Origin of the sequence: Massilia sp. 9096 (assembly GCF_000745265.1) — a bacterium.
Lineage (GTDB): Bacteria > Pseudomonadota > Gammaproteobacteria > Burkholderiales > Burkholderiaceae_D > Telluria.
The window spans coordinates 1435632-1460853 of record NZ_JQNN01000001.1; the positions used below are offsets into that span (position 1 = coordinate 1435632).

Here is a 25222-nt window from a genome sequence, read left to right on the forward strand (position 1 = left end):
GGCCTATTTTAGATCAAAGCGTCAAACCGTGTCAGTGGCGGCTGCCGCGTTCACTTTTGCGCATGACTTCTTCGAACCAGCGCGGATGGTGCTTGCGCGCCCAGCCGTAGCTGACGAAACCGCGCGTCATCGCGCCGATCGAGCCCTTGATCCAGTAGCCGGCATAGATGTGCACGATGACGGATACGATGATCACGAACGCGAAGAACGCGTGCAGCAGCGCCGAGAAGCGGATCAGGCCGATCGGGAAGTAGGCCGAGAAGAACTGGCGCCAGATCACGATGCCCGACAGCAGCAGGACAACCATGCACACGACCAGCGTGAAGAACAGCAGCTTCTGGCCGGCGTTGTACTTGCCGACTTTCGGGAGCTTGTCTTCGCGGTTGGCCAGCACGTCGTCGATCTGCTTGAGCCACTGGGTGTCGCCCGGCTCGAAGCGGTTGTGCGCACGCATGCGCAGCGCCAGGATCAGGAACGACACGAACATCACCACACCGATGAACGGGTGCAGGATGCGCGTCCACTGGCCGCCGCCGAGCAGCGCGTACAGCCACGACATGGCCGGGTGGAACAGGGCCAGGCCGGACAGCGCCAGCAGGACGAAGGCGATCGCCGTGATCCAGTGGTTGGTGCGCTCGTTCGACGTGTAGCGCTGGATGGTCGGGTTGCCATCCTTGTCGCGACGCAGGCGAATCGGGTTACCGTCTTGATCACGCTTCATGCTTTTCCCCTTTCAGCTCGCGGGCCTGTTCCAGCGCCTCGTGCTCTTCTTCCTTGCTGACCTCGTTCGGACCGACACGGGTGTAGTGGAAGAAGCCGGCCACCGCCGCCGCCGCGATGCCCAGCAGGGCCAGCGGCTTGGTGACGCCTTTCCACAGGCCGACCATCGGGCTGATGCTCGGGTTCTTGGGCAGGCCGTGGTACAGCGCGGGCTGGTCGGCGTGGTGCAGCACGTACATCACGTGCGTGCCGCCGACACCGGCCGGGTCGTACAGGCCGGCGTTCTCGAAGCCGCGTTCCTTCAGGTCTTCGATCCGCTCGGAAGCGTGCGCCTTCATGTCTTCCTTGGTGCCGAACATGATGGCGCCGGTCGGGCAGGTCTTGACGCAAGCCGGTTCCTGGCCCACGGCGACGCGGTCCGAACACAGCGTGCACTTGTAGGCACGGTTGTCCTTCTTGCTGATGCGCGGCACGTTGAACGGGCAGCCGGTCACGCAATAGCCGCAACCGATGCAGTTCTCTTCATGGAAGTCGACGATGCCGTTGTTGTACTGCACGATCGCGCCGGGCGACGGGCACGCCTTGAGGCAGCCCGGCTCTTCGCAGTGCATGCAGCCATCCTTGCGGATCAGCCACTCGAGGTTGCCGTCGCCGGTTTCCACTTCCGAGAAGCGCATCACGGTCCACGACTGCGACGTCAGGTCGGTCGGGTTGTCGTAGATGCCCGAGTTGACGCCGACTTCGTCGCGCAGATCGTTCCACTCCATGCAGGCGGTCTGGCAAGCCTTGCAGCCGATGCACTTCGAGACGTCGATCAGCTTGGCGACCGAACCGGTCACCGGATTGCGTGCGGTCGGCGGCGGCGTGGTCGTCGCCGAGACGCGCTTGATGTCCAAAGATTGTAATGACATAAACTTTTCTCCGGATCCTTAGGCTTTCTCGACTTTCACCAGGAAAGACTTGAATTCCGGCGTCTGCGAGTTGCCGTCGCCCACGGAAGGCGTCAGCGTGTTGGTGAGGTAACCCGGTTTGGTCAGACCCTTGAAGCCGAAGTGCAGCGGGATGCCGATGGTATGGGTGTCCTTGCCGTCGATCTTGAGCGTACGGATACGCTTGGTCACGATCACTTTCGACACGATGTGGCCGCGCTTGGAGCTCACGCGCACGGTTTCGCCGCTCGAGACGCCGATCTGCTTGGCCAGGCCTTCGCCGATTTCCACGAACTGTTCCGGCTGGATGATCGCGTTCAGGCGGGCATGCTTGGTCCAGAAGTGGAAGTGCTCGGTCAGGCGGTAGGTCGTCGCCACCACCGGGAACTCGTCATGCGTGCCGAACTGCGCACGGTCGCCCGGGAACACGCGCGCGCCAGGGTTGCTGGTCGCTTTCGGGTTGTTCGGGTGCATCAGGTTCTTGCCGACCGGGTTTTCGAACGGCTCGTAGTGCTCGGGGAACGGACCTTCGTTCATCTGGCCGCGGGCGAAGAAACGCGCCACGCCTTCGGCGTTCATGATGAAGGGGTTCATGCCGTTGGCCGGATCTTCGTCGATCTTGAAGTCCGGGACGTCGGCGCCGCTCCAGGTCGTGCCGTTCCAGCTGACCAGCTTGCGGGTCGGGTCGAACGGTTTGCCCTTAGTGTCGGCCGAAGCACGGTTGTACAGCACGCGGCGGTTCGCCGGCCAGGCCCAGGCCCAGTTCAGCGTGTTGCCGATGCCGGTCGGGTCGCTGTTGTCGCGGCGGCCCATCTGGTTACCGGCCTGGGTCCAGGAACCCGCGAAGATCCAGCAGCCCGAGGTGGTGCTGCCGTCGTCGCGCAGCATGGCGAAGCTCGGCAATTGCTCGCCTTTTTTCACCAGCACCTTGGTCGGATCCTTCGGGTCCGTCACGTCGGCCAGTGCCTTGCCGTTGTACTCCATCGCCAGTTCTTCCGGCTGCGGGCTGAACGGCTTGGCGTACGGCCAGGTCAGGTTCAGGATCGGATCCGGGAACTTGCCGCCGTCCTTCTGGTACATCGCCTTGATGCGCAGGAACAGGCCCGACATGATTTCCAGGTCGGAGCGCGCCTGGCCCGGCGGCTCGGCGCCTTGCCAGTGCCACTGCAGCACGCGCGAGGACGACACGAGCGAGCCGCGCTCTTCGGCGAACACGGTGGTCGGCAGGCGGAACACTTCGGTCTGGATCTTGCTCGAGTCGACGTCGTTGAACTCGCCGAACGATTTCCAGAATTCGCCGGTCTCGATCTGCAGCGGGTCCATGATGACCAGGAACTTCAGCTTCGACAGGCCGGCCAGCACCTTGGCCTTGTTCGGGGCCGATGCCAGCACGTTGAAGCCCTGGCAGATGTAACCGTTCATTTTGCCCTGGTTCATCAGCTCGATCGCCTGCAGCAGGTCGTACGGCTTGTCCAGCTTCGGCAGGTAGTCGAAGGCGAAGTTGTTTTCCTTGGTGGCGGCGTCGCCCCACCAGGTCTTCATGAAGGAGACGTGGAACTTCTTGTAGTTCTGCCAGTAGCTGAGCTGGTTCGGACGCAGCGGTTTGCTGGCGCGCGCCTCGATGAACTTGTCGAAGTCCTGTTCGGCTTCGAACGGCAGCGTCATGTAGCCCGGCAGCAGGTTCGACATCAGGCCGAGGTCGGTCAGGCCCTGGATGTTCGAGTGGCCGCGCAGCGCGTTCATGCCGCCGCCGGCGATACCGATGTTACCCAGCAGCAGCTGCACCATCGCACCGAGGCGGATGGTCTGGGCGCCGGTCGAGTGGTGGGTCCAGCCGAGCGCGTACAGGATGGTGGCGGCGCGGCCCGGCACGGCGGTCGAGGCCAGGGTCTCGGCAACCTTGTGGAACTTGTCGGCCGGCACGCCGCAGATACGCTCCACCATTTCCGGGGTGTAGCGGCTGTAGTGCGCCTTCATCAGCTGGTAGACGCAACGCGGGTGCTGCAGCGTCGGGTCGACCTTGGCGAAACCGTCGTCGCCGATCTCGTAGTTCCAGCTGGTCTTGTCGGTGTACTTGCCGGCTTTCTCGTCGTAGCCGGAGAAGATACCGTCGTTGAAGGCGAAATCCTCGCGCACGATGAAGGACATGTCCGTGTAGTTCTGGACATACTCGTGCTGAATCTTGTCGTTCGTCATCAGGTAGTTGACGATCGCGCCCAGGAATACGATGTCCGTGCCGGTACGCGTCGGGACGTAATAGTCGGCGACGGACGCGGTACGGGTAAAGCGCGGATCGACGACCACCAGCTTGGCCTTGCGATGGGCCTTGGCTTCGGTCACCCATTTGAATCCGCACGGGTGTGCTTCGGCGGCATTACCGCCCATTACTAAAACTACATCGGCATTACGGATGTCGACCCAATGGTTCGTCATCGCGCCACGGCCAAACGTCGGGGCAAGACCTGCCACCGTCGGGCCGTGTCAGACACGAGCTTGGTTGTCGAATGCGAGCATGCCCAGCGGGCGGATCACCTTGTGGGTCAGGTAGCCGACTTCGTTGCTGCCGGCCGACGCGGCCAGCATGCCGGTGGTCAGCCAGCGGTTGACGGTCTTGCCGTCAGCGCTTTTCTCGATGAAGTTGGCGTCGCGGTCCTGCTTCATCAGGGTGGCGATGCGATCCAGCGCCTTGTCCCAGCTGATCGGGGTCCACTCCGACGCGCCCGGGGCGCGGTATTGCGGTTCCAGCAGGCGGTTCGGGCTGTGGATGAAGTCGACCAGCGAAGCGCCTTTCGGGCACAGCGTGCCGCGGTTGACCGGATGGTCCGGGTCGCCTTCGATGTGGATGATCGAGGCGGCCGCGTTCTTGGCGCCGTCACCCAGGCCATACATCAGGATGCCGCAGCCGACCGAGCAGTACGGGCAGGTGTTGCGCGTCTCGGTCGTACGGGCCAGCTTGTACTGCCGGACTTCGGCCATTGCCGTCGCCGGAGCAAAGCCGAGCACCGCAAGGCTCGAGCCCGCGATGGTTGCGCCAGTTACCCTCAGGAACTGACGCCTTGACATTTGGTTCATGTAAATAATCCTTCTCAGGGGAAATTATTGCCCTCGGAGTGTACCATTCGGCGGCGAAATAATTGAGTGCTAAAATGGGCTCTGACCCGGGATCTTTGTCGAAATTACGTAGAATCCACAGACAATTTCCTTATAACATGCTCTTTGCAGCATATTCCCACCCCTGAGCATTCGAAATTGATGAACTCATCGACGTTTCCACGCAACAATCTTGATTCCCAAGAAGAATCTTCGCTGCCTGCGCCAGCGCGATTGCGTCATGTCTTGCGCATGCGCCAGGGAAATTTGTCCGAAATCGACGATATGGTCGTCGACGAAGCGGCGGTTGCGCTGGTCTATAACGGGATCTCGCACGCGGTGATGATGGCGACCCCGGCCGACCTGGAAGACTTCGCGCTCGGCTTTTCGCTCAGCGAAGGCCTGATCGCAAGTCCGGCCGAGTGCTACGGCATCGAGGTCGAGAACGGGCCCGGGGGAATTTCGGTGCAGCTGGAGATCGCCAGCGGCGCTTTCATGGCGCTCAAGGAACGGCGGCGCACGCTGGCCGGACGGACCGGCTGCGGCCTCTGCGGCGTCGACAGCCTGCAGCAGGTGTGCCAGCCGCTGTCCAGGCTGGCGCCGGCGCAGGGCTTTCATGCCGCCGGGGTGCGCGCTGCCCTGGGCGCCATCGGCGCGGAGCAGAAACTGACCCGCCTGACCGGGGCCGCCCATGCCGCGGCCTGGTGCGACATGGATGGCAGGCTGCTGATCGTGCGCGAGGACGTCGGCCGTCACAATGCGCTCGACAAGGTGATCGGGGCGATGCGCCGGCTTGATGCCGATCCGAAGACCGGCTTTTTCCTGATCACCAGCCGGGTCAGCTTCGAGATGGCGCAAAAGGCGGCGGTGGCCGGCGCCTCGGCGCTGGTCGGCATGTCGGCGCCGACGCTGGCGGCGGTCGAGCTGGCCGATGCCGCCGGGATGACGCTGCTGGCGTTTGCGCGCGGGGCCGATTTCGTCTGCTACACGCACCCGGCGCAGCTGTCACTGGATTAATCGCTGCTCAGCGTCTGGCGGTGTCGCGAGCGGCTCGGCTGAGCGTCACGCGGTCACCAGCGCCAGCAGCGCGCTGCGGTCGTCCGGGCGCTGGCACTGGGCCGTCACGCGGTCCCAGAGTAAGAACATTCCATAGGCCCATTGCGCCACCAACTCAGCTTCCGCTTGAGGCCGGGCTGCGACGTTGCCGGTCAGGCGCTCGATCTCGGCGCGGGTCACGCCAGTGACCTGTTCGTAATTCCACTCGTCCTTCGGCATCATCTTCTGGCGCGCCCGGTAGCGGCGCGCCCGTTCCGCGTCGCTCATCGCATCATCCTTCGGTGGACGGCCGCGACGGCGTTTCTCGGCGTCTGGCTGGAGCGGGAGTTCGATCGTGCGCTGGTCTTCCGGGTGTTTCATCGGCGGGTTCGTGAAGGTCATGGATGGGTCATTATTCGTGACGCATCACGATATGGCAAGCGTTCATACTTCGGCCAGTCTTTCTGCCAGCAATCTCCGCCCAGGCGCGGACCGGACACTTGGCAGAAAAATACCCCTTGTTCTATTTTCGAGTTAACATATATCAAAACATGTAAATACAAAACGGTAGTCAGATGCCTTTTCTGAGTTTCGAGACCTACTTCGCGGTACGTGCGCTTGACCGGATCAAGTCGATGATCGCGTACTGGGACCGCGACCTTCGTTGCCGCTACGCGAACCGTGCAAGTCTGGCGTGGTTCGGCAAGGAAGCGGAGCAAGTGATCGGCAGTACACTCGAGGCGCTCCTGGGTCCTGAACTCTTCGCATTGGATGAGTCACACGCCCGGGCTGCACTGGCTGGAAACCCCCAGGTGTTCGAACGGCGTCTGTCCGGGTTCGACGACCCACGCGAACGCGTTTGCCTCTTGCGCTTCGACCCCGACATCGTGGATGGCGAGGTACACGGATTCGTTGTCGAAGTCACGGGTGTCGATGACACCCGATCTCTCGAAGCAGCGTTGCAGGCGGAAATTGCGCTGAAGCAGCGCAGGCTTCTCGAGCTGGACAGGAAAGAGGCGGCACTCGAGGTCGCGCAAGCACTCGGCCGGATGGGCAGCTGGGAGTGGGAAATCGCTGCCGACATCACGACTTGGTCGGCGGGCCTGTATCGGCTGTTCGGATTGAACCCGGCCTTGCTTCCGCCAAGTTTTTCCGAGCACGCCAGGTTGTACACCTCTGAGAGCTGGGCTCGGCTGCAAGCCGTTGTCGATGCCGCCGTCACGCGCGGCGAACCGTACGCAATAGAGCTCCAGTACCTGCGTGGCGATGGAACGTCGGGATGGATGGAGGCGCGTGGTGACGTCGAGCGCGATAGCAAAGGAACAGTTGTCGGTCTGCACGGTACGGCCCAGGACTGTACGGAAAGGCATCACCTGCTCGCTGCGCTCCAGGCGCAGGCACAGCAGTATGAATCCGCACTCGACCTGGCCCGAATTGGCCTCTGGGAATGGAACACGGACTCGGATGGATTCGAGCTTCAGAACCAGCGCGCCCGCGCGATCTTTGGAATCGATCCTGATGCATCCGGCACGCTGCAGGCCCACGATTTTCTGAGGCAGCGCATGCATGTGGAGGACGTCGAAGGCTTCATGAAGGCGTGCTCGAACGTCATCGAGAACCCGACGGAGATCTTCGCGTTTACGGGGCGACTGGTGCGCGACCCGCCTGAACGATATGCATGGATCCACTGTACCGGTCGCGTAACCGGTCCGAAACAGGATGGGCGAACACTACGCGGTACCGTCATCGACATGTCGGAGCAGATCGGCGACGACAAGGCGCTGCTGCTGAGCGTTCCCGAATGGCGTGCCGCAGACGAACGAAAATCGGCCTTTCTATATGCACTCGCGCATGAATTGCGTAATTGCATCAGCCCAGTCGCAGGGGGATTGCAACTCTTGCAAAAACCACTGGCCAGCACGTCATATCAAAAGATCGGTGACATCATGGGGCGGCAAATTGCCCATATGACTCGTCTGGTCGACGACGTCTATGACATGCGTCGAATCGAATCCGGGGAATTCGAACTCAGGTTGGGAAAGTTGTCCCTCAACGATGTCGTATTCGGCGCCATCGATATGTGCACTTCAAAGATTGCGCATGGAAAACATCGCCTCGACACCGTATTGCCGCCTCATGATGTCATCATGAGCGGCGACGGCACAAGGCTCACGCAGTGTCTCGTCAACCTCATATCGAACGCATGCAAGTTTACCCCGCCGGGCGGCGACATCCGTGTGGCGCTCGAGGTCACGGCTAACGGAAGTGCATGCATGAGCGTGAGCGACAGCGGCGTCGGACTTGCTCCTGATGACCTCGATTCAATCTTCGACCTGTATGTTCAAGCCGGCGTCGGGGAAACGCGTTCCGGCGCAGGACTGGGGATCGGCCTGCACCTGGTCAAGCAAATGGTCAGCTTACACGGCGGTACGGTGCATGCCGCGAGCGAAGGCATCGGCAAGGGAGCGACCGTCACCATTCGCTTGCCACTGCAATAATCGTTTGATGTAAGCCTGCAGTATACGGCGCGAGGCCGGCGCAGTCCCAACGCACCCGTATCGGCGCGCCGCTTGCAAAGCCGGGCCGCCGGGCGCAGGATGAGCTCCCCGAAGTCAACCGCAACGAGAGGCAAACGATGATCAAAGTGAGCGTGATGTACCCGAACGGCCCCGAATCCCGTTTCGACGACGCGTATTACTGCGAGCGGCACATGCCGCTGGTGAAAGAACGCATGGGCGATGCGCTGCTCTACTATACGGTGGACCGTGCGCTCGCCGCCGGCAAGTCCGACCCGAACGCCCCGTACATCGCCATGGGCCACCTGTTTTGCGAGTCGCAAGAGACGTTCCAGGCCGGTTTCGGTCCGCATACCAAGGAAATCATGGACGACATCCAGCATTTCACCAACCAGAAGCCGGTCATGCAGTTCAGCGAGGTATTGGTCGGGCACGAGGGCTGATCGACCGCGGTGCGCCCGGGAGGAACGGGCAGCTCGTAAATGGCGTATGCGGCCGCGCCGGTAGAGGAGCGGCCGCATGACGATGGCTTACAGCGAGTTCAGGAACGCCAGCAGCGCCGCCCGGTCCGTCGCCGCCAGCTTGGCGAAGCGGTCGCGCGCCGCCGTGCCTTCGCCGCCGTGCCACAGGATCGCTTCCACCAGGTTGCGTGCGCGGCCGTCGTGCAGATAGCCGACGCTGGCGCCGTTGCCCATCACCTTGGCCGTGTAGCCGAGGCCCCACAGCGGCGACGTGCGCCACATATTGCCCTTGGCCTGGCCTTCGGCGAACTTGTCGGCCAGGCCGTCACCCATGTCGTGCAACAGCAGGTCGCTGTACGGATGGATGGTCTGGTTGCGCAGTTCGGCGAACAGGTGGCCGGAGCCTGTCTTCATCTCGGCTGTGTGGCATGCCGTGCAGCGCATGCCCGCAAACAGCTTGGCGCCGGCCGCGACCTGGTTCGGATCGACCCGGTGCTCATCCAGCGGCGACACGCCTTTCGGAAAGCCCGAGGCCAGGCTGCGCTGGGCCGGGACCGCGACCAGGGCCAGGTAGTTCGAGATCTTCTGCAGGTCGGCTTCGCTGATGCCGGCCTGGGAGCCGTTGGAGGCGCAGGCGCCGGGACCGTAGATGCAGGCGCGGTTCGGGTACACCGGCGAGGTCACGCCCATGTCGATCATCAGCGCTTCGGCCGCCTGGTGGCGCAGCGTGGCCTTCGACGCCTTCCAGCCGAAGCGGCCCAGGCGCACCGCACCGCTTTCCGGATCGTAGACGTAGTTGGCGACGCCGCGCACGCCGTCGGCGTCCGGCGCGGCGCGCACGCCTGCCAGGATGTCGGTCTCGGCAATCGCCTCGAGCAGGCCGGCGCCGATCATCGGCTGGGCCGAACGCAGCGAGGCCACCGCCGGGACCGGGCCTTCGAACGCGAGCACCGGCTTGCGCAGCTCCACCGTGCTGCCGTCGGCCAGCTGCACGTTCGTACTCTGGAAGCTGCCCACGCGCACCGCGGTGCCCCAGTTGGCGCTCGACTTGGCGCCGGCCATGCCGTTCATCTGCACTGCGGTGCCGTATTGCGGATGCGGCACCTGCGTGCCGGACGCGTCGATTGCGGCCACACGCACCGCCATCGCATCGAGCTTCTGGTTGAGCGCGTTCGGCGCCGGGCTGCGTCCGTTGTTGACGTGGCAACCGATACAGGCCGATTGGTTGAAGCGGGCGCCCTGCAGCCCGGCCACCGCCAGATAGGGATCGTTGCCCGGCTCGTTGTGCGCGCCGGTGGTGAAGTTGGCGTGGATCAGGCGGCGGCCCTCGACGAAGCGCTGGACGTTCTGCATGCCGGCGTTGTTCTGCGGCTGCTGGAACATGAACAGCGCATTGTCGGAGTAGTTGTACGAGACCGAACCGAGGCCGCCGGACAGCGTTTCCGGCGGCAATGGCACGGAATTGAGGCGCGGCTGCACGCCGTACCAGGGCCGCAGGCCGGTGCCGACCACGTAGATCCATTCGGGGCCGTAGTAGCGGATGTTGCCGTTGTCGCCCTTGGCCTGCATGGCCTCAAGCGTGGAAAACATCGAGGGCGCGACTTCGATCGCGTCGCCGACGACCAGTGCCCGGCTCGCCACGTCCTTGCCGTTCGGGAAGCCGTCGGCGTCGAGGTCGGCGCGGCCCGGGTACGCCCGGACCGTGAGCGTACAGCCGCTGTTGATGCCGCTGGCCACGGCGAGGCGGCCGGCGGCCGGGTAGGCGCTCGGTTTGCAGATCGTGGTACTACGGTCGGCCAGTTCGCCCGGGTTCATCCAGCCGTAGCCGGTGACGCCGGGGCGGTCGAAGCCGCGGAAGAACGCCACCTGGCCGGGCAGGAAGTCGACCTGGGTGTACTGGTTGTAGACCAGGGTCGGCTCGGTCACGCCCTTGACGTGGCTGTTGTCGATGATCTCGATGCCCCAGGTGCGGTTCTGGAAGTACTGTGGCACGAAGGTCAGGTAGTTGCCCGGACCCTTGTCGAGCGGCAGGCCGGTGGCCGGATCGACCGTGTCGTTGGGGCCGTAGCCGATTTCGTTCCAGTCTTCGCCGCGCTCGCGCCCGTGACGCGCCATCGCGCGCGCGCCGAAGCGCGTCACCAGGGTGCCGTCGGCGAGCGTGAACTGCAGCGTCTCGATCGGCTCGGCGGCGGCCGGCAGCGGGGCCCAGCCGTTGGCGCCGGCCGGGTACTTGAGCGCACTGGTGGCGCTGACGGGCAGGGTATTGTCGCTGCCCGGCGTCTTGAATTGCACCTCGTACAGCGAGTAGCCGTACTGGGTCGCACGGGCGATGCCCTGCAGGCGGATATAGCGCGCATTGGCGCCAAGGTTGAAGAATTCCTCCACGCCCCCCTTGCCGTCGCTGACGTAACGCAGCCGGGTCCAGGTCTTGCCGTCGTCCGAGCTCTGCAGTTCGTATTCCTTGCCGTAGGCATTTTCCCAGTTCAGCTTGAGGTAGCCGACCTGGGTCTTGGCGCCGAAGTCGAACTGGATCCAGGCGCCATCTTCGGGCTTGCTCGACCAGCGGCTGCCGAGGTCGCCATCGACCGCCTTGGCCGCGCCCGTGCCGTCGCTTTCGATGCTCGAGGCCGCCGCAGTCGCAGTGAGCTGCACGCCAGGCTTGCTGGGGTCGACCGGGATCGGCGTCGGCTGCTGCGGTTCGCTGCCGGCCGGCGTGCCGGAAAAGGCCTGGATCTCGTAGATCGAATAGCCGTATTGCGTCGCGCGCTTGACGCCCTGCAGGCGCAGGTAGCGGCCCTGGCCGTTCAAACCGGTGAGGTCCTCGGTACCCCCTGGGCTGCCGTCGACGCTCTTGATCGTGTTCCAGTGAGTGCCGTCGTCGGACACTTGCAGCAGGTACTGGTCGGCGTGTGCGTTTTCCCAGACGATGTGGACGTGGTTGATGGTCACGGACTGGCCGTAGTCCAGCGTCAGCCACTGGTCATCCGTGAAGCCGCTGCCCCAGCGCGTGTTGGCATCGTGGTCGATCGCCGCTTGCGCCGACAGGTCGCCGCGTTCCTGGCCGCTGGCGTTCGCGCCGACCGGTGTCAGCGCGACTTCGGGCGCGCTTTCGGCCAGGCTGTGAGCCACGCGCGCCTGGCGCGTGGCCGGGTCGTCGCTGCCGGAGCCGCAGGCTGCGAGCATGGCGACGAGCAACACGGGGAGGGCGCGCGCGTATCGTGCGCACGCCGCTGAGGTTGGTAGTCGATGCCGTTGTGGCATGGTTTCTCCCTTCTGGTTGAGGTGGTCTGAAAACACTGGTTTTTTCCGGTCCGCTTTCCGGTCGACTACGCTCTTCGGCGCTTTTTTGCTTATTTAGAATGCAACAGTTGTAGTGTCTATGATAACCATCATATAATTAATGCAAAGAATGTCCGCATTGACTGGCCTTTCCTGCGTGGATGCGGCAGCGTCTTGACGACGTCACCGCGCGGATTTTCTAACATACCGCTGAGTTCGTGGCGCACGCCACCGTGCGCACGACACAATTTCCATGAGGAAACTATGACGCTACGATAGCGATAACATAACGGTGTGTCAAGACACGTCTGTACGATGGGTTGGCGTGACGCATCACGGAAAACCGCCACGCCACGCGGCTGGCGGCGAGCGCATGCAGATACGACAGACGCGACTGTGGCAGCGGGCTGCCGGCCCAGGCGTTTTCCGTGCCTGGACGTCTACACTGTAAAGCCCGAACCGGCTGGCGCCGGCCGGGGCGATGGTTGAGGGTGGTAGCAAGCGTCGGTGCCGGCCCGATTCGAGCGGCCTCATGACACCTCCCCGATGGCATTCTTGCGATGACCCGCCCGCAGGAACGGCGTCGCCGCCAGCATGAGCGTACTCACCGCCACCAGCAGCCATAGGGCGGACCGGAAGCCCCCACTGGCGTCGCGCAACTGACCGACCGCCAGCGGTCCGACAGCGGCCACGCTGTAGCTGACCAGCAGCACGAAGCCATTCCAGGCGCTGGTCTCTTCGGGATGCCGCGTATTGTCGAGGGGTAGCGTCATCGACAGCGCGAATGAGCCACCGGTGCCAAACGCCAGTAGCGCCACCGCCAGGTAGGGCGATACCCTGTGCGCCAGCACGATCGCCAGGATGCCTGCCAGGGACGTCGTCGCGCCGAGGGCGAGCGGCAGGCGGCGGTCTTCGTCGCGGCTGAGGAAGCCGAATACGGGATTGGCCGCCATGAAGGCCAGCGTGAACGTGGCCAGCAGCAGGCCGGCATGGGACGCGGTCCAGCCGGCTTCGACATACATCGGCGCCAGCCACGATATGCAGGCGTAGAACACGAAGTTATTGCAGGCGAAGAAGAGGGCGATCAGCCATGCAGTCCGGTCGCGAAACGGCATGCCGTAACGTTGCGCATCCGAAGCGGCGGCGACTGGCGCCGGGCTGCGCCGCCCGCCGGTACGGCCGGCCGTTGCGCGGCGTCGCGGTTGGCCACCTTGCCGACCACCGGGAACATTCCCGGGGCCATCAACAGGCGCGCACGGACGGGAGGATGGGATTGGACGGACATGGCGCTTCTCCTGCTCTTATTTGTGAATGAGGATGGTTTTCGGATTGGTGAACAGCTGGCGGCCTTCGTCACCATGCCCGGTGCCCAGGCGCGCCTGTTCGGCGGGGTGCGCCTCGAGTGCGTTCCCCATGGCCGGGTTGATCACCGCAAGGCTGACTTCGGTGGCGACGAGCTTTTCGCCAATGCTCAGGTAGGACGGTCCGTCGGATACGCAGTTCGCCTGCTGTGCGTTTGAGGTAGACATCATGTTCCTTAGTTTTAGTACTTGCGTAGACCGGTCGTCTCAGAAGCAGCCGAAAAAAAAGACACTTCGTCGGAAGTGTCCGAACCGGACCGGTCAATGAGCCAGGTGCAGCATTTGACGCGTCACCGCCATCGCCGAATCGAACGGTTCGGTGCCGCGTACGATCTTGACCATGACGCTGGCGCCGAGCCAGAGCTGGTACAGGCTTTCGGCGACCTGGCGCGGCGTGTCGTCGACGGTCAGCGAGCCTTCTTCGACGCCGCTTTCGATGGCGCTGGTCAGCCTGGCAATGATAGCCCCCGTGCCCGCGTTCAGGACCGCGCGCATCGCTTCGGACAGATCGGCCACTTCGGCCGCCAGCTTCACCGCGAGGCACTTGCCCTGGCAATCCAGGAAGGACTGGTTGGCGCGCCACATGTCGAAGTAATTCAGCAGTCGCTGCGCCATGGTCAAGCCTGGCTGTCCCATGACGGCATCGAGGTCGGCCAGGTAGTCTTCGAAGTAGCTCGACAGGAGTGCCTCGCCGAACGCGTCCTTGGAATCGAAGTAGTGGTAGAAGGAGCCTTTCGGCACCTTCGCTTCCGTCAGGATTTCGTTCAACCCGACCGCCGAGAACCCCTTGCCGGACATGATGCGCTGCCCTACCGCGAGGATGTTGTCGCGGACGTCGGATGAATCTTGGGTGTGTGATTTAGCCATGGATGTACTCTACACATGATTAGACCAGTCGGCTATATCGATGCCAAATTTTTCGTCGATCCTGCTCACAGGCTGCCGGCTGCGCTTGCGGCCTGTTCGATTACCTTCGCAACCTGGTCGGGATGCGCGATGAAGGCCACGTGGCTGCCGGCGACCTCGACCGTCTTGCTGCCGGCGCGTTTGGCCATGAAGCGCTCCAGGTCGGGATTGACGGTGCGGTCGTCCTTGGACACGATCGCCCAGCTCGGTTTGCGCTTCCAGGCCGGCTGCGACACGGGCGCGGTCGCTGCCTGGACCGCCGGCGTCACCTGGGAGACGGCCATGAAACGGGCGTCCGCCACGGAAAGGTCGGCGGCGAAATCGGCATGGAACAGCGCCGGGTCGAAGAACAGGTGTCCGTCGGCGGCCTTGATGCCTTTGGTGGCCGGCGCCATCCTGTCCGCGAGGTCCTTCAGGCTTTCACCGGCGTCCGGCTCGAACGCCGCGACGTACACCAGCCCCGCGACGCCGGGATGGTTGCCCGCTTCGGTGATCACCATGCCGCCATAGCTGTGGCCGACGAGGATGCTGCGTCCCGGCAGAGCGTCCACTGCGCGGGTCGTCGCCTTGACATCGTCCTCGAGCGAGGTTTCCGGCTGCTGCACGACGCTGACGTTGTAGCCATCGCGGGTCAGGATGTCGGCCACGCCCTTCCAGCCGGAACCATCTGCGAAGAAGCCGTGGACCAGGACCACGTTCTTCACGGGCGCCGGTGCGGCGGCGTGCGCGCCGATGGCGGCGAAGGAGAGGGCCAGTGCCGAAGCGATGCGGCTGAATTTGTTCATGATGATGCTCCATTAATAGGTAAAAGAGGTAAAGGGCAGAGTCTGCCTTCAGAACACCTGTGCCGTGGGACGCAGCACGATTTCGTTGATGTCGACGTCGGCCGGCTGCTCGATCGCGAACGCGATGGCGCGCGCCACCGATGCCGCTGGAATCGCCTGCTTGTAGAATTCCAGTACGGTCTCCCTCGCGGTGCCGGAGGTGCTGTGCTTGAGGTCGCTCTCCACCGCACCCGGTTCGATCGACGTCACGCGGATCTTGTCGCCGACTTCCTGCCTGAGCCCTTCCGAAATCGCCGAGACGGCGAACTTGGTGCCCGAATACACGGTGCCTCCGGGTGCGAAGACCTTGACGCCGGCGACCGAGCTCAGGTTGATGATGTGACCGCTTTCCTGCGCGATGAAGCGTGGCAGTGCGGCGGCGATGCCGTACAGCGTGCCTTTCAGGTTGACGTCGATCATGGCGTCCCATTCGTCGGTGTTGACCTCGGCCATGGGGCGGATCGGCATCAGACCGGCGTTGTTGATCAACACGTCGAGCTTGCCGAAGTCGGCCACGGTCGCGGCCACGACCGCTTCCACCTGTTTCTTGTCGGTGACATCAAGGGCGTAAGCCTTGGCCGTGCCGCCAGCCGCCTCGATGCCGGCGACCACCTCGTCCAGCTTGTCCTTGCGGCGCGCGGCGATCGCCACGTGCGCGCCCTCGCTGGCCAGCAAGCGGGCCACCTCCGCGCCGATGCCGGTGCTGCCGCCGCTGATCAGGATGACCTTGTTTTTGATGCCTTCTTTCATGACGATTCCTTTGTCGCTAGGTTGTGGGTGGCGCGGCGCCTCCGCTCGGGAGGGCGTCTCGCCGCATTCGGGCATCAGGCAAATTGCTGCATCAGCAGCGCGGCGGCTTCCGACGACGATGCCGGGTTCTGACCGGTGATCAACAGGCCATCGCGCACCACGTACGAGCCCCAGTCCGGACCGCTGGAATACACGCCGCCCTTGGTTTTCAATTCGTCTTCGACCAGGAAGGGCACCACGTTGGTCAGGCCGACGCCTTCCTCCTCGGTATTGGTGAAGCCGGTGACTTTCTTGCCCTCGACCAGCGGACGGCCGGCCGGCGTTTTCACATGGCGCAGCACGCCCGGCGCATGGCAGACCAGGGCAACCGGCTTGTTCGCGGCCAGGAAGGCTTCGATCAGGGCGATCGAAGTCCGGTCTTCGGCCAGGTCCCACAGCGGGCCGTGGCCGCCGGGGTAGAACATGGTGTCGAAGTCGGCCTGGTCGACGCTGTCCAGGCGCACGGTATTGGCCAGCTGGGCGTTGGCGGCGGCGTCACGCTCGAAGCGGCGCGTCAGGTCGGTCTGGAACGACGGCTCGTTGCTCTTCGGGTCCAACGGCGGCTGGCCGCCCAGCGGCGAGGCCAGCACGACGTCGACGCCGGCATCCTTGAAGGCGTAGTAGGGGGCGGCCAGCTCTTCGAGCCAGAAGCCGGTCTTGCGGCCGGTGTTGCCCAGCTGATCGTGGGAGGTCAGGACGATGAGGACGTTTTTCATGATGTGCTCCAATAAAAGCAAAAGTTTAAGTAGACCGGTCGTCTCGTCCAAGGGTGCAGAGATCGACCATCGTTGCGGTGCGCTGGTTGTATGCTGCACCGATGGGAACCAAGATAACATCGATTAGACCGGTCGTCTACGAAATTTTAGAAAAAGTTTTGCACACACCCGCAAGCGCCGATCCTCACCATGCCAGGAGCGGCTCCAATCCTGTCACCTTCACCGTGAGTGCGGTCGACGATCCGTCCGATGCCGTCCCCGAAAACGCGGTCTACATCATGCCCAGATGTCAGTTCCATCTAAAAGCGCGACTGAACAACCAAGAGCGCGACTAGCAACGCCAGCACATCCAAACTTGCTTGCTGGACAAGACGGGCCGTACACTGTGCCTTTGGCAGCGTCCGCAATCGGCCTATTCCGTTGGAAAAACTCCCCTTGATACGAGCTTCGCCACCGTCTACCGTTATGTAAGCAAGTGGAGAGGCGGAGGCCGAGATGATGGGACGTCAGGCAACCAAGCGGGAGCTGTTCGTTATGATCCGTCTAGACGAATACGTTCCTGAAAACCATCTGCTTAGGGCGGTGGATCGATATCTCGACCTGAGCGAATTTGCGAAAACCTGGCGGAGTCGTACAGTCATACCGGTCGGCCGTCAGTCGATCCCGAGCTCATGGCGCGAATGCTGATTATCGGCTATTGCTACGGCATCCTCAAGCGGCAATTGCGCTTGCGTGGGCCCAGTGGCGCACATGATGAGTTTCTGCTGGCGGCAACGGTAGAAAACCTCCGTCGAATGGCAAAAACCTGCTGCCGGCACGGCAAAACAAGGGTTTAGTGATGAGTTAGCCGAACCAGAATGTACTCAGGCTTCCCATCTCCTGTACAGTTAATTCGTCAGAACTCCTTTTGCCTTGGAGTTTTTCAACACATAGGTCGAAAGCGGACGGTCGTGTATCAGCGTGCCGCTGCTCGCCAATCTGGCATGCCTTGGCTCTCAGTCGCCCAGTTTGCTGTATGAACAGGGCTAGCCGCTAAATTTCGTGTAGCCAGTCGCTCAATTTGATGTAATCGATGTCGCGGACGCGCCCAACCAGGCGCGTTATTGCATGGAATTGACCCAGATAAGGAGAACCCACGCATACGACTTCGCCGTTGTATACCCACCGCTGGCCCTGGCTGCTGATGCTGGGGCCGGCCACTGTCCTGGTCGGCGAGCACTTTGCACCTGGCGATGCACGCACGCTACCTGCCGGCACGAGGTCGGCTGGAGGGCCGGATCGACAGCTTCGGCTATCCATCGGTCGCGCCGTTCACGATCAGGCTGGCGCACCCGACCCTGCCCGAAAGGGACATCCTGCTGCACGTGCAAGCGGATGCCGACGGCAATTTTTCGGTGGCGTTGCCCGCTCTCGAGAAAACGCACTGGCAGGTGGCCGTGGAAGGCAGTCAACACGACTGGCGACTGCGCAGGCGCTGGGACTGGGGGCGCCAACCCGAACTCGTGATCAAGGCCGACGCCAATTTAACCGGGAGCGGGCGGTTCGATTCTGTCCTTACTGGATCGGCTTGCACGCCTGCTCGCCGGAGGCAAGCGCCTTCAGGCGCGCCGGGTCGAGCAGCGTCACTTCGCGCTTGTCGACCTGGATCCAGCCCTGCTTCTTGAAGCGGGACAGCAGGCGGCTGATGCTTTCGATCGTCAGTCCGAGGTAGTTGCCGATGTCTTCGCGCGACATGCGCAAGTGAAAACTGTTCGGCGAATAGCCGCGCACCGCATAGCGTGCGGACAGGTTCGCCAGGAAGATCGCAAATCGCTGCTCGGCGCGCATGTTGCCAAGCAGGAGCATGACATTCTGCTCGCGCGTGATTTCCTGGCTCATGATGCGATGGAAATGCCGCAGCAGCGCAGGGACATGCGCGAACAGATCTTCCAGGCGTGCAAAAGGGATTTCGCACACCTCGCTGTCCTCGAGGGCGATGGCGTCGCAATGATGGATGCCGCCGCTGATCGCATCCATGCCCAGGAGTTCGCCTGCCATCTGGAAGCCGGTGATCTGGATACTGCCCACTGCATTGATCTGGCTGGTCTTGAAATGCCCGTAGCGTACCGCGTACAGGTTACGAAACGGTTCGCCCGCGCGGTACAACTTGTCGTTGCCGCTGACGCGCCGGCGGCCGCCGATGATCTGGTCCAGGCGGTTGATGTCGCCCTCGTCCAGGCCCATCGGCAGGCACAACTGGTGCATGGAGCATGCTGAACAGCTCTTCTTCAGCGCGCTGATGTTGAGCGTAGGGTTCGAGGCCATGGGGGACGAAGCATTCATCTGGAGGGGGCTGGCGTCATGTATTGAGCTGAAGTAATTATAGTGGCAAGCCGGTCTGGCCGAGCACCTTGCTGTCTCAATCGGTCGATATGGGGCTGCAGTGATGTTTTTGCAACACGCTATCGCCTCGGATCCCGTGATCCATGGCGCGGCTCCCGCACAGCCGCGTGAAAGTCGACCGCTTGCTGCCGGGTGGGCGATTTTGATGCAAGTCATGGATTTGGCGGACTGAAGCCAATAGACTCGTTTTTCAGGTTCTCGCACGCCAAGCCGACAGCCAGCGAGCGTTTCACCGAAGCAGCCGGCCATGGCGCCGGGCGTCGGCCACCAAGGAGACAGCATGAACGGCGCACCCGTCAATCTGAATGGCAAGCGAGGACTGATTCTCGGCATCGCAAACGAGGAAAGCATCGCGTATGGCTGCGCGCGCGTCATGCGTGCCTGCGGCGCCGAGCTGGCGATCACCTATCAGAACGACAAGGCCGAACCCCATGTGCGCCCGCTGGCCGAGTCGCTCGGAAGTTCGCTCGTGCTGCCATGCGACGTGCGCGAGGCGGGCCAGCTCGAAGCCGCTTTCGACGCCGTGCGCACCGCCTGGGACAAGCTCGACTTCGTCATTCATTCGATCGCCTACGCGCCCCATGCCGACCTGCAGGGCAGGGTGGTCGACTGCTCGGCCGATGGATTCGCCATCGCGATGGACGTATCCTGCCATTCCTTCATCCGCTGTGCGCGACTGGCCGAGCCACTGATGGCGAACGGCGGGTCCCTGCTGACGGTCTCGTTCCACGGCAGCCAGAAAGTGGTGCCGAACTACAACCTGATGGGACCGGTCAAGGCCGCGCTGGAAGCGTCGGTGCGCTACATGGCGGCGGAACTCGGCGACCGGCGCATTCGTGTGCATGCGCTTTCGCCAGGGCGGATCGGCACCCGCGCCGCCTCGGGGCTCGCGCACTTCGACCAACTGCTCGGCGACGTTTGGGCGCGCGCGCCGCAGCACATGCTGGCGCGCCTCGACGACATCGGCAACGTCGCCGCGTTCCTGGCCAGCGATGGTGCACGCATGTTGACCGGAAACGTCGAGTACGTCGACGGCGGTTTTCACGTGATGGGCTGACCGGTGCCGGCCCGGACCCGGCATGCAAGGCGACGCGTGTGTCTTGCGATCACGATTTCCTCGTTGGTCGGAATGACCCATGCGGACACCTCGCTGTCCGGCCGGGTGATGCATGCATTGCCGGCTTCGTTGGCGACATCGTCGAGCCGCACACTGAGCCATGCGGCACCCTCGCATATCCGCTTGCGCATCTGGGTCGCATGCTCGCCGATGCCGGCGGTGAACACGATGGCATCCAGGCCCTGCAGCGCGAAGGCCAGCGAGCCCAGTTCGCGCCCGACGCGATAGACCATGAGGTCGAGTGCTTGCGCCGCGCGCGGCTCGGCACTGTGCAGCAGCGTGCGGACGTCGTGGCTGATGCCGGATACGCCAAGCAGGCCCGACTCATGGTACAGCAGGTGCGACACCGCCTCGGGACTCAAACCTTTTTCCTGCACCAAGTAGAGCACCACGGCAGGATCGATGCTGCCGCTGCGGGTACCCATCGGCAGGCCATCGAGCGCCGAAAAGCCCATGCTGCTGGCGATGCTCCTGCCCTTGGACAGCGCGCACATGCTGGCGCCGTTGCCCAGGTGGGCGACGACGACCCTGTCCGCGCCGTCCGGCAGGTAGCGCGGCAGTTCTCCCGCGATGTACTCATAGGACAGGCCGTGAAAGCCGTAACGCATCACGCCCTCGCCCTGCAGGGCGCGTGGCAAGGCGTACATCCTCGACACCGGCGGATTCCCGAGGTGGAAGGCCGTGTCGAAACAGGCGACCTGCGGCAGCGCCGGGTGCAATGCGGCGATCGCGCGGATCGCGGCCAGGTTGTGCGGTTGGTGCAAGGGCGCCAGCGGCGCCAGACGCGCCAGTCGTTCGACGACGCCGTCATCGACGCAGACGGGCCCGGCGAACAGGTTGCCGCCATGGACCACGCGGTGTCCGACCGCCGCCAGCCGGTCCGGGCCGAGGTGGGCGTCGATCCAGCCGAGCAGCATGCCCAGCACCGCCGCGTGATCGGCTCCGGCCGCGAACGCCTGCTGGTGCAGTACGCCGCCGCCGGCATCGCACGCGAGAAAGCGCGGCGCCTCGCCCAGGTCCTCGATCGCGCCATGGCTGCGCAGCAGCAGCGCGTCGCCGTCTGCGACGTAAATCGAGAACTTGATGCTCGACGAGCCGGCGTTCAGGGCGACGTAGGCCGGCTTCAACCCTGTTCTCCTTTCAGCGACGGCGATCCGGCATCGCCCAATTGACCGCCCGCTAGCATCACCGCCAGCGCACACGACGCCATGCGCGCCAGGCTGCCGTCGGCGCGGCTGGTCAGGATGACCGGCACGCGCGCCCCGAGCACGATGCCCGCCACCTCCGCATCGGCCAGGTATTCGAGCTGCTTGGCCAGCATGTTCCCTGCCTCGAGGTCCGGCACCACCAGGATGTCGGCCTTGCCGGCCACCGGCGACACCAGGCCCTTGGTCCTGGCTGCATCCGCCGAGACCGCCAAGTCGAACGCCATCGGCCCGTCCAGGATCGCCCCGGTGATCTGCCCGCGGTCCGCCATCTTGCACAGCGCGGCCGCTTCGATCGTCGAGCGGATCTTCGGGTAGATGGTCTCGAGCGCCGACAGGATCGCCACATGGGGCGTCCCGATCCCGAGCGCGTGCGCCAGGTCGATCGCGTTCTGGATGATGTCGCGCTTGTCCTCGAGCGTCGGGTAGATGTTGACCGCCGCATCGGTGACGAACAGCGGCCGCGGATAGGACGGCACGTCGATCGCGTACACATGGCTGATGCGCCGGCCGGCCTGCAGGCCGCATGCCTTGTCGACCACGGCATGCATCAGCTCGTCGGTATGCAGGGCGCCCTTCATCAGCGCGCGCACCTTGCCCGCGCGCGCCAGCGCGACCGCCTCGGCGGCCGCGGCCTGGCTGTGCGCCGCAGGCACGACCTGGTAGGGCGCCAGGTCGATCCCGGCGCTGTCGGCGGCCTTGCGGATCCGCGCTTCCGGACCGACGAAAACCGGCGCGATCAGCCCGGCGCGCGCGGCTTCGACGGCGCCGGCGAGCGACACCGCGTCGACGGCATGCACCACGGCCGTGGACAGCGGCGGCTGGCTGGACGCGGCGCCGATCAGCGCGCGATAGCGCCGTCCACGCTCGCGCAACACCACCTTCGGCAGCTCGGTGCGCGGCCGCGACACTTTTTCGGTCGGCGCGACGATCTCGGCGACGCCCTTCACCACGGGCATACGGTCCTGGTTGACCACCTCGCAGTCGAGCTTGACATGATGGTTGGCCGGATCGAGTTCCGTGATGGTGACCTTGACCGTCACCGTGTCGCCGAGCGCCACCGGGCGCAGGAAGCGCAGCGACTGGCCGAGGTAGATCGTTCCCGGCCCGGGCAGCATGGTGCCGAGCACGGTGGACACCAGCGCGCCGCTCCACATCCCGTGCGCGATCACCTTGTGGAACATGTCGCCTTTCGCGTATTCCTCGTCGAGGTGGGCCGGATTCACGTCGCCCGACATGACGGCGAACAGTTCGATGTCCTTCTGGGCCAGGGTCCTTGTCAGGCTGGCGCTGTCGCCGATGCGCAGTTCGTCGAAGGTACGGTTTTCGATGGTGTCCACGGCGGGGCTTTCCGGTTCGATGTTGTTCGGCAGGGTTTGCTGGCGCGGCTGGCTTCATCACCGGCGCGACGATCAACGCGAATGGCGGCCAGTATCCTCGCCGATCAACCCTTCCGGTATTTTGCAGGCCGCCCGGGCCAGTACGACGTGGTCGCGGCCGCCGGTCTTGGCGCATGCCTGCCCGGCTCAGTGCAAGCAGCGCAGCCGGCGCGGCCACGTCATCTGCGCGGGACGCGCCGCGTTCGCGCGCCCGCGCGCGCGCGCCTGGACGGGTAGCGGGAGCAGTGCGGGTCCGGTCATCAGCCGATGCGACGACATCACGTCGTCAAGCGCGGCCGTCAACTGCCTGCCCAGCCTCGCGTCGCCCAGTTCGACCAGCGGTGCGGCGCGATGCAGCGCGCACAGGACCGTCGCGTTGTCCTGGCGGCGCTCGCGCAGGCAGGGATCGGCGCAGCGCTCCAGGATCGTTTCTTCGTGGCGTAGGCCGGCCTCGATCTGCGCGACCAGGTGCGGGAAGCGCTGGACGAAACCGGTATCGTCCTCGGCCAGTATCTGCTTGATGTGTCCGCACAAGGTCTTGCGTAGATGCCGCAAGGCGGCGTGCGTGGCGGGAGGGTTGGCTTTGCCTGTCAGGAACCTCATGATCGTCCTCATGTCCAGTGTGATGCGCCAGTGTCGATGGCGAAATGTCGTGCTTGTTTGACCGTGCTGTTCGGGAGCGGCGGCGTCGCGGTCGAGGTGGCGCGCGACCAGGCCGACACGCTGCGCTACGCTTGCAAGACGTACTGCCCGGGCGCGTCGGGACAGCCGGCCAGCGGTGGCGGCGCCACGACCTGGGGGCCGGCCCGGCGCGCCAGCCAGGTTTCCCAGGCCGGCCACCAGCTGCCCCCATGCTGTACGGCGTCGGCCTGCCAGCTGTCCGGGTCGACGTAGGGCGCGTCATGCGCGTGTGTCGCGGCCTGGTAGGCGCGATGCGGCGTGCCCGGCGGCGACACCACGCCGGCGTTGTGGCCGCCGGAAGTGAGCAGGAACGTCACCTCGGTATCGGTCAAGGGCATGATCTTGTAGACCGAGCGCCAGGGCGCCACGTGGTCGGTCAGGGTGCCGACTGCGAAGATCGGAATCCGGATGTCGGTCAGGGACACCGGGTGGCCGTCGACGATGTAGCGCGCGTTGGCGAGACGGTTCTTCAGGAACAGCCTGCGCAGGTATTCCGAATGCATGCGGCAGGGCATGCGCGTGGCGTCGGCATTCCACGACGCCAGGTCGTTGTCCTTGTCGGGCAGGTCGAGCAGGTAGTGGCGCAGGCGGCGCGACCAGATCAGGTCGTTGGAGCGCAGCAGCTGGAACGCCCCGGCCATCTGGCGCGTGTCGAGGTAGCCCTGCTGCCACATCGCCGCTTCCAGGTACGCGACTTCGCTGTCGTCGATGAACAGCGACAGCTCGCCCGGCTCTGTGAAATCGACCTGGGCCGCCAGCAGCGTCATGCTGGCCAGCCTTTCGTCGCCGTCGCGCGCCATCGCGGCCGCCGCGATCGACAGCAGGGTGCCGCCCAGGCAGTAGCCGCAGGCGTTGATCTTCGCTGCGCCGGTCTGGTTGCCTATCGCGTCCAGGGCCGCCATCACGCCCAGTTCGCGGTAGTCTTCCATCGACAGGTCGCGGTCGCCGGCATCCGGGTTCTTCCATGAGATGATGTACACGGTATGGCCATGTTCGACCAGGTAGCGCACCAGCGAATTCCCGGGCGACAGGTCGAGGATGTAGTACTTCATGATCCAGGCCGGGACGATCAGAAGCGGCACCGCATGCACCTTCGGCGTCTGCGCATCGTAGCGGATCAGCTCGATGAGCCGGTTCCTCATCACCACCTTGCCGGGCGTGACGGCGACGTCTCGACCCGGCCGGAATGGCAACGGCGCCGGCTTGCGCTCGAGCGCGCGCGCGACGTCGGCGGCCATGCGTTGCGCGCCCCGGACCAGGTTGCGCCCGCCGCTGGCGATCGTCGCCTGCTGCACCACCGGGTTGGTGGCCACGAAATTCGAAGGCGCGACACCGTCGAGCAGCTGGCGTGCGACGAAGCTGACCACGTCGGTATGATGCGGCGAGACGCCGCGCACCTCGGTGGTGGCGCGTTGCCACCATTGCTCGGTCAGCAGGAAGGCCTGGCTGACGGCGTTCCAGGGCCAGGCCTGCCACGCCGGGTCGGCAAAGCGCTTGTCCTGGGCCAGCGGCTGGAGCGACGTAGCCGGGCACTGGCGCGTGGCGTCGGCGCAGAACTGGAGCCAGCGCAGCGCGGCGGACTGGCCCTGCAGCACCAGCTCGAGCTGCTTGCTGGGTGAGAGCAGCAGGTGGCTGGCCCAGTCCTGCCAGGCGCCTGCGAGGGCGGCCGGCGACAGATAGCCGGTCAGGCGGCCAAGCCAGCCGTTCAGGAGCAGGTCGGCGGCCACGTGCCCGGCGCCGGCGCCCGCGTCGCCGGACCCCGCGCTTCCCTGCCAGGTACTGGCCTCGCGCCGCCGTTCGCTGGGTGGAACGAAAAAGGGCTGGGTCGTCAT

Annotated in this window: 23 protein-coding genes; 6 read left to right on the forward strand and 17 right to left on the reverse strand. The window is 64.4% G+C overall.

Going from position 1 to position 25222, the window contains the following annotated elements; translation table 11 throughout:
- Positions 1–31: 31 nt before the first annotated feature.
- Genes FA90_RS06240 through fdnG form a run of 3 tightly spaced genes read right to left on the reverse strand, consistent with a single transcriptional unit; the run spans position 32 to position 4721 of the window.
- Entirely contained in the window at positions 32–721 is a 690-nt protein-coding gene (locus tag FA90_RS06240) for a formate dehydrogenase subunit gamma (protein WP_081933686.1), read from the reverse strand.
- The gene (fdxH, locus tag FA90_RS06245; RefSeq protein WP_036167011.1) at positions 711–1631 is read right to left on the reverse strand and encodes a formate dehydrogenase subunit beta; all 921 of its coding nucleotides are present in this window, start codon (positions 1629–1631) and stop codon (positions 711–713) included. The genes FA90_RS06240 and fdxH overlap by 11 nt, the downstream gene beginning before the upstream one ends.
- Before the next feature lie 18 nt (positions 1632–1649).
- Positions 1650–4721, reverse strand: a complete 3072-nt coding sequence (gene fdnG / locus FA90_RS06250; protein ID WP_081933687.1) for a formate dehydrogenase-N subunit alpha — start codon at positions 4719–4721, stop codon at positions 1650–1652.
- A gap of 285 nt (positions 4722–5006) precedes the next feature.
- On the opposite strand from fdnG, the gene fdhD reads away from it, so the two are divergent.
- Positions 5007–5756 carry a formate dehydrogenase accessory sulfurtransferase FdhD gene (gene fdhD, locus FA90_RS06260; RefSeq protein ID WP_239700559.1) on the forward strand — a complete coding sequence of 250 codons (750 nt, stop codon included), beginning with the start codon at positions 5007–5009 and terminating at the stop codon, positions 5754–5756.
- A gap of 45 nt (positions 5757–5801) precedes the next feature.
- Here fdhD and FA90_RS06265 read toward each other — a convergent pair whose 3' ends face one another.
- Positions 5802–6176: a hypothetical protein gene (locus FA90_RS06265; protein WP_036167023.1), complete on the reverse strand. Its 375-nt coding sequence runs from the start codon at positions 6174–6176 to the stop codon at positions 5802–5804.
- 173 nt (positions 6177–6349) lie between these two features.
- On the opposite strand from FA90_RS06265, the gene FA90_RS24850 reads away from it, so the two are divergent.
- Both FA90_RS24850 and FA90_RS06275 read left to right on the forward strand, forming a co-directional pair.
- Positions 6350–8272, forward strand: a complete 1923-nt coding sequence (locus FA90_RS24850; protein ID WP_051971495.1) for an ATP-binding protein — start codon at positions 6350–6352, stop codon at positions 8270–8272.
- Positions 8273–8409: 137 nt separating this feature from the next.
- Positions 8410–8733, forward strand: coding sequence for an EthD family reductase (locus tag FA90_RS06275; protein ID WP_036167026.1), 324 nt, complete (start codon positions 8410–8412; stop codon positions 8731–8733).
- An 87-nt stretch (positions 8734–8820) separates the two neighbouring features.
- Here the strand turns inward: FA90_RS06275 and FA90_RS06280 are convergent, their stop codons facing one another.
- The 8 genes from FA90_RS06280 to FA90_RS06310 form a co-directional block, all read right to left on the reverse strand.
- A complete protein-coding gene (locus FA90_RS06280; protein WP_036167029.1) occupies positions 8821–11934 on the reverse strand; it encodes a di-heme oxidoredictase family protein in 3114 nt (1037 codons plus the stop codon).
- A gap of 626 nt (positions 11935–12560) precedes the next feature.
- Positions 12561–13145 carry a CynX/NimT family MFS transporter gene (locus tag FA90_RS06285; protein ID WP_051971497.1) on the reverse strand — a complete coding sequence of 195 codons (585 nt, stop codon included), beginning with the start codon at positions 13143–13145 and terminating at the stop codon, positions 12561–12563.
- The gene (locus FA90_RS26230; RefSeq protein ID WP_156116605.1) at positions 13115–13315 is read right to left on the reverse strand and encodes a hypothetical protein; all 201 of its coding nucleotides are present in this window, start codon (positions 13313–13315) and stop codon (positions 13115–13117) included. The genes FA90_RS06285 and FA90_RS26230 overlap by 31 nt, the downstream gene beginning before the upstream one ends.
- Positions 13316–13331: 16 nt before the next feature.
- A complete protein-coding gene (locus tag FA90_RS06290) occupies positions 13332–13559 on the reverse strand; it encodes a hypothetical protein (protein WP_156116606.1) in 228 nt (75 codons plus the stop codon).
- Between the two features lie 93 nt (positions 13560–13652).
- Complete coding sequence (locus FA90_RS06295; RefSeq protein ID WP_036167035.1) at positions 13653–14258, reverse strand: TetR/AcrR family transcriptional regulator; 606 nt, start codon at positions 14256–14258, stop codon at positions 13653–13655.
- Positions 14259–14323: 65 nt separating this feature from the next.
- Positions 14324–15082: an alpha/beta fold hydrolase gene (locus tag FA90_RS06300; protein WP_036167038.1), complete on the reverse strand. Its 759-nt coding sequence runs from the start codon at positions 15080–15082 to the stop codon at positions 14324–14326.
- Between the two features lie 48 nt (positions 15083–15130).
- A complete protein-coding gene (locus FA90_RS06305; protein ID WP_036167041.1) occupies positions 15131–15871 on the reverse strand; it encodes an SDR family oxidoreductase in 741 nt (246 codons plus the stop codon).
- A gap of 74 nt (positions 15872–15945) precedes the next feature.
- Complete coding sequence (locus FA90_RS06310) at positions 15946–16626, reverse strand: type 1 glutamine amidotransferase domain-containing protein (RefSeq protein WP_036167044.1); 681 nt, start codon at positions 16624–16626, stop codon at positions 15946–15948.
- Positions 16627–17246: 620 nt separating this feature from the next.
- Here FA90_RS06310 and FA90_RS27645 point away from each other — a divergent pair.
- Positions 17247–17462 carry a transposase gene (locus tag FA90_RS27645; RefSeq protein WP_373994631.1) on the forward strand — a complete coding sequence of 72 codons (216 nt, stop codon included), beginning with the start codon at positions 17247–17249 and terminating at the stop codon, positions 17460–17462.
- A gap of 396 nt (positions 17463–17858) precedes the next feature.
- Positions 17859–18290: a FixH family protein gene (locus tag FA90_RS25515; protein WP_239700560.1), complete on the forward strand. Its 432-nt coding sequence runs from the start codon at positions 17859–17861 to the stop codon at positions 18288–18290.
- Here the strand turns inward: FA90_RS25515 and fnr are convergent.
- On the reverse strand, positions 18181–18948 hold the full coding sequence (fnr, locus tag FA90_RS06315) for a fumarate/nitrate reduction transcriptional regulator Fnr (RefSeq protein ID WP_036167047.1): 768 nt from the start codon (positions 18946–18948) through the stop codon (positions 18181–18183). The two genes, FA90_RS25515 and fnr, sit on opposite strands and share 110 nt — an antisense overlap.
- A 340-nt stretch (positions 18949–19288) precedes the next feature.
- Here fnr and fabI point away from each other — a divergent pair, with 340 nt between their 5' ends.
- The gene (fabI, locus tag FA90_RS06320) at positions 19289–20065 is read left to right on the forward strand and encodes an enoyl-ACP reductase FabI (protein ID WP_036174427.1); all 777 of its coding nucleotides are present in this window, start codon (positions 19289–19291) and stop codon (positions 20063–20065) included.
- Here the strand turns inward: fabI and FA90_RS06325 are convergent.
- The 4 genes from FA90_RS06325 to FA90_RS06340 form a co-directional block, all read right to left on the reverse strand.
- The gene (locus FA90_RS06325) at positions 20050–21252 is read right to left on the reverse strand and encodes an acetate/propionate family kinase (protein WP_036167049.1); all 1203 of its coding nucleotides are present in this window, start codon (positions 21250–21252) and stop codon (positions 20050–20052) included. The genes fabI and FA90_RS06325 overlap by 16 nt on opposite strands.
- Positions 21249–22670 (reverse strand): bifunctional enoyl-CoA hydratase/phosphate acetyltransferase, encoded by a 1422-nt coding sequence (locus FA90_RS06330; protein WP_036167051.1) that lies wholly within the window; start codon positions 22668–22670, stop codon positions 21249–21251. Before FA90_RS06330 ends, FA90_RS06325 begins: the two co-directional genes overlap by 4 nt.
- 186 nt (positions 22671–22856) lie before the next feature.
- Positions 22857–23312, reverse strand: coding sequence for a hypothetical protein (locus tag FA90_RS06335; protein ID WP_156116607.1), 456 nt, complete (start codon positions 23310–23312; stop codon positions 22857–22859).
- Between the two features lie 125 nt (positions 23313–23437).
- Entirely contained in the window at positions 23438–25222 is a 1785-nt protein-coding gene (locus FA90_RS06340) for an alpha/beta hydrolase (protein ID WP_036167056.1), read from the reverse strand.

Bases quoted from the DNA above. Each gene is read 5' to 3' on its own strand.
- FA90_RS06240 (WP_081933686.1), bottom strand. From the start codon at position 721: ATGAAGCGTGATCAAGACGGTAACCCGATTCGCCTGCGTCGCGACAAG.
- fdxH (WP_036167011.1), bottom strand. From the start codon at position 1,631: ATGTCATTACAATCTTTGGACATCAAGCGCGTCTCGGCGACGACCACG.
- FA90_RS06265 (WP_036167023.1), bottom strand. From the start codon at position 6,176: ATGACCTTCACGAACCCGCCGATGAAACACCCGGAAGACCAGCGCACG.
- FA90_RS24850 (WP_051971495.1), top strand. From the start codon at position 6,350: ATGCCTTTTCTGAGTTTCGAGACCTACTTCGCGGTACGTGCGCTTGAC.
- FA90_RS06275 (WP_036167026.1), top strand. From the start codon at position 8,410: ATGATCAAAGTGAGCGTGATGTACCCGAACGGCCCCGAATCCCGTTTC.
- FA90_RS06280 (WP_036167029.1), bottom strand. From the start codon at position 11,934: ATGCTCGCAGCCTGCGGCTCCGGCAGCGACGACCCGGCCACGCGCCAG.
- FA90_RS06285 (WP_051971497.1), bottom strand. From the start codon at position 13,145: ATGCCGTTTCGCGACCGGACTGCATGGCTGATCGCCCTCTTCTTCGCC.
- FA90_RS26230 (WP_156116605.1), bottom strand. From the start codon at position 13,315: ATGTCCGTCCAATCCCATCCTCCCGTCCGTGCGCGCCTGTTGATGGCC.
- FA90_RS06290 (WP_156116606.1), bottom strand. From the start codon at position 13,559: ATGTCTACCTCAAACGCACAGCAGGCGAACTGCGTATCCGACGGACCG.
- FA90_RS06295 (WP_036167035.1), bottom strand. From the start codon at position 14,258: ATGGCTAAATCACACACCCAAGATTCATCCGACGTCCGCGACAACATC.
- FA90_RS06300 (WP_036167038.1), bottom strand. From the start codon at position 15,082: ATGAACAAATTCAGCCGCATCGCTTCGGCACTGGCCCTCTCCTTCGCC.
- FA90_RS06305 (WP_036167041.1), bottom strand. From the start codon at position 15,871: ATGAAAGAAGGCATCAAAAACAAGGTCATCCTGATCAGCGGCGGCAGC.
- FA90_RS06310 (WP_036167044.1), bottom strand. From the start codon at position 16,626: ATGAAAAACGTCCTCATCGTCCTGACCTCCCACGATCAGCTGGGCAAC.
- FA90_RS25515 (WP_239700560.1), top strand. From the start codon at position 17,859: ATGCACGCACGCTACCTGCCGGCACGAGGTCGGCTGGAGGGCCGGATC.
- fnr (WP_036167047.1), bottom strand. From the start codon at position 18,948: ATGAATGCTTCGTCCCCCATGGCCTCGAACCCTACGCTCAACATCAGC.
- fabI (WP_036174427.1), top strand. From the start codon at position 19,289: ATGAACGGCGCACCCGTCAATCTGAATGGCAAGCGAGGACTGATTCTC.
- FA90_RS06335 (WP_156116607.1), bottom strand. From the start codon at position 23,312: ATGAGGTTCCTGACAGGCAAAGCCAACCCTCCCGCCACGCACGCCGCC.
- FA90_RS06340 (WP_036167056.1), bottom strand. From the start codon at position 25,222: ATGACGACCCAGCCCTTTTTCGTTCCACCCAGCGAACGGCGGCGCGAG.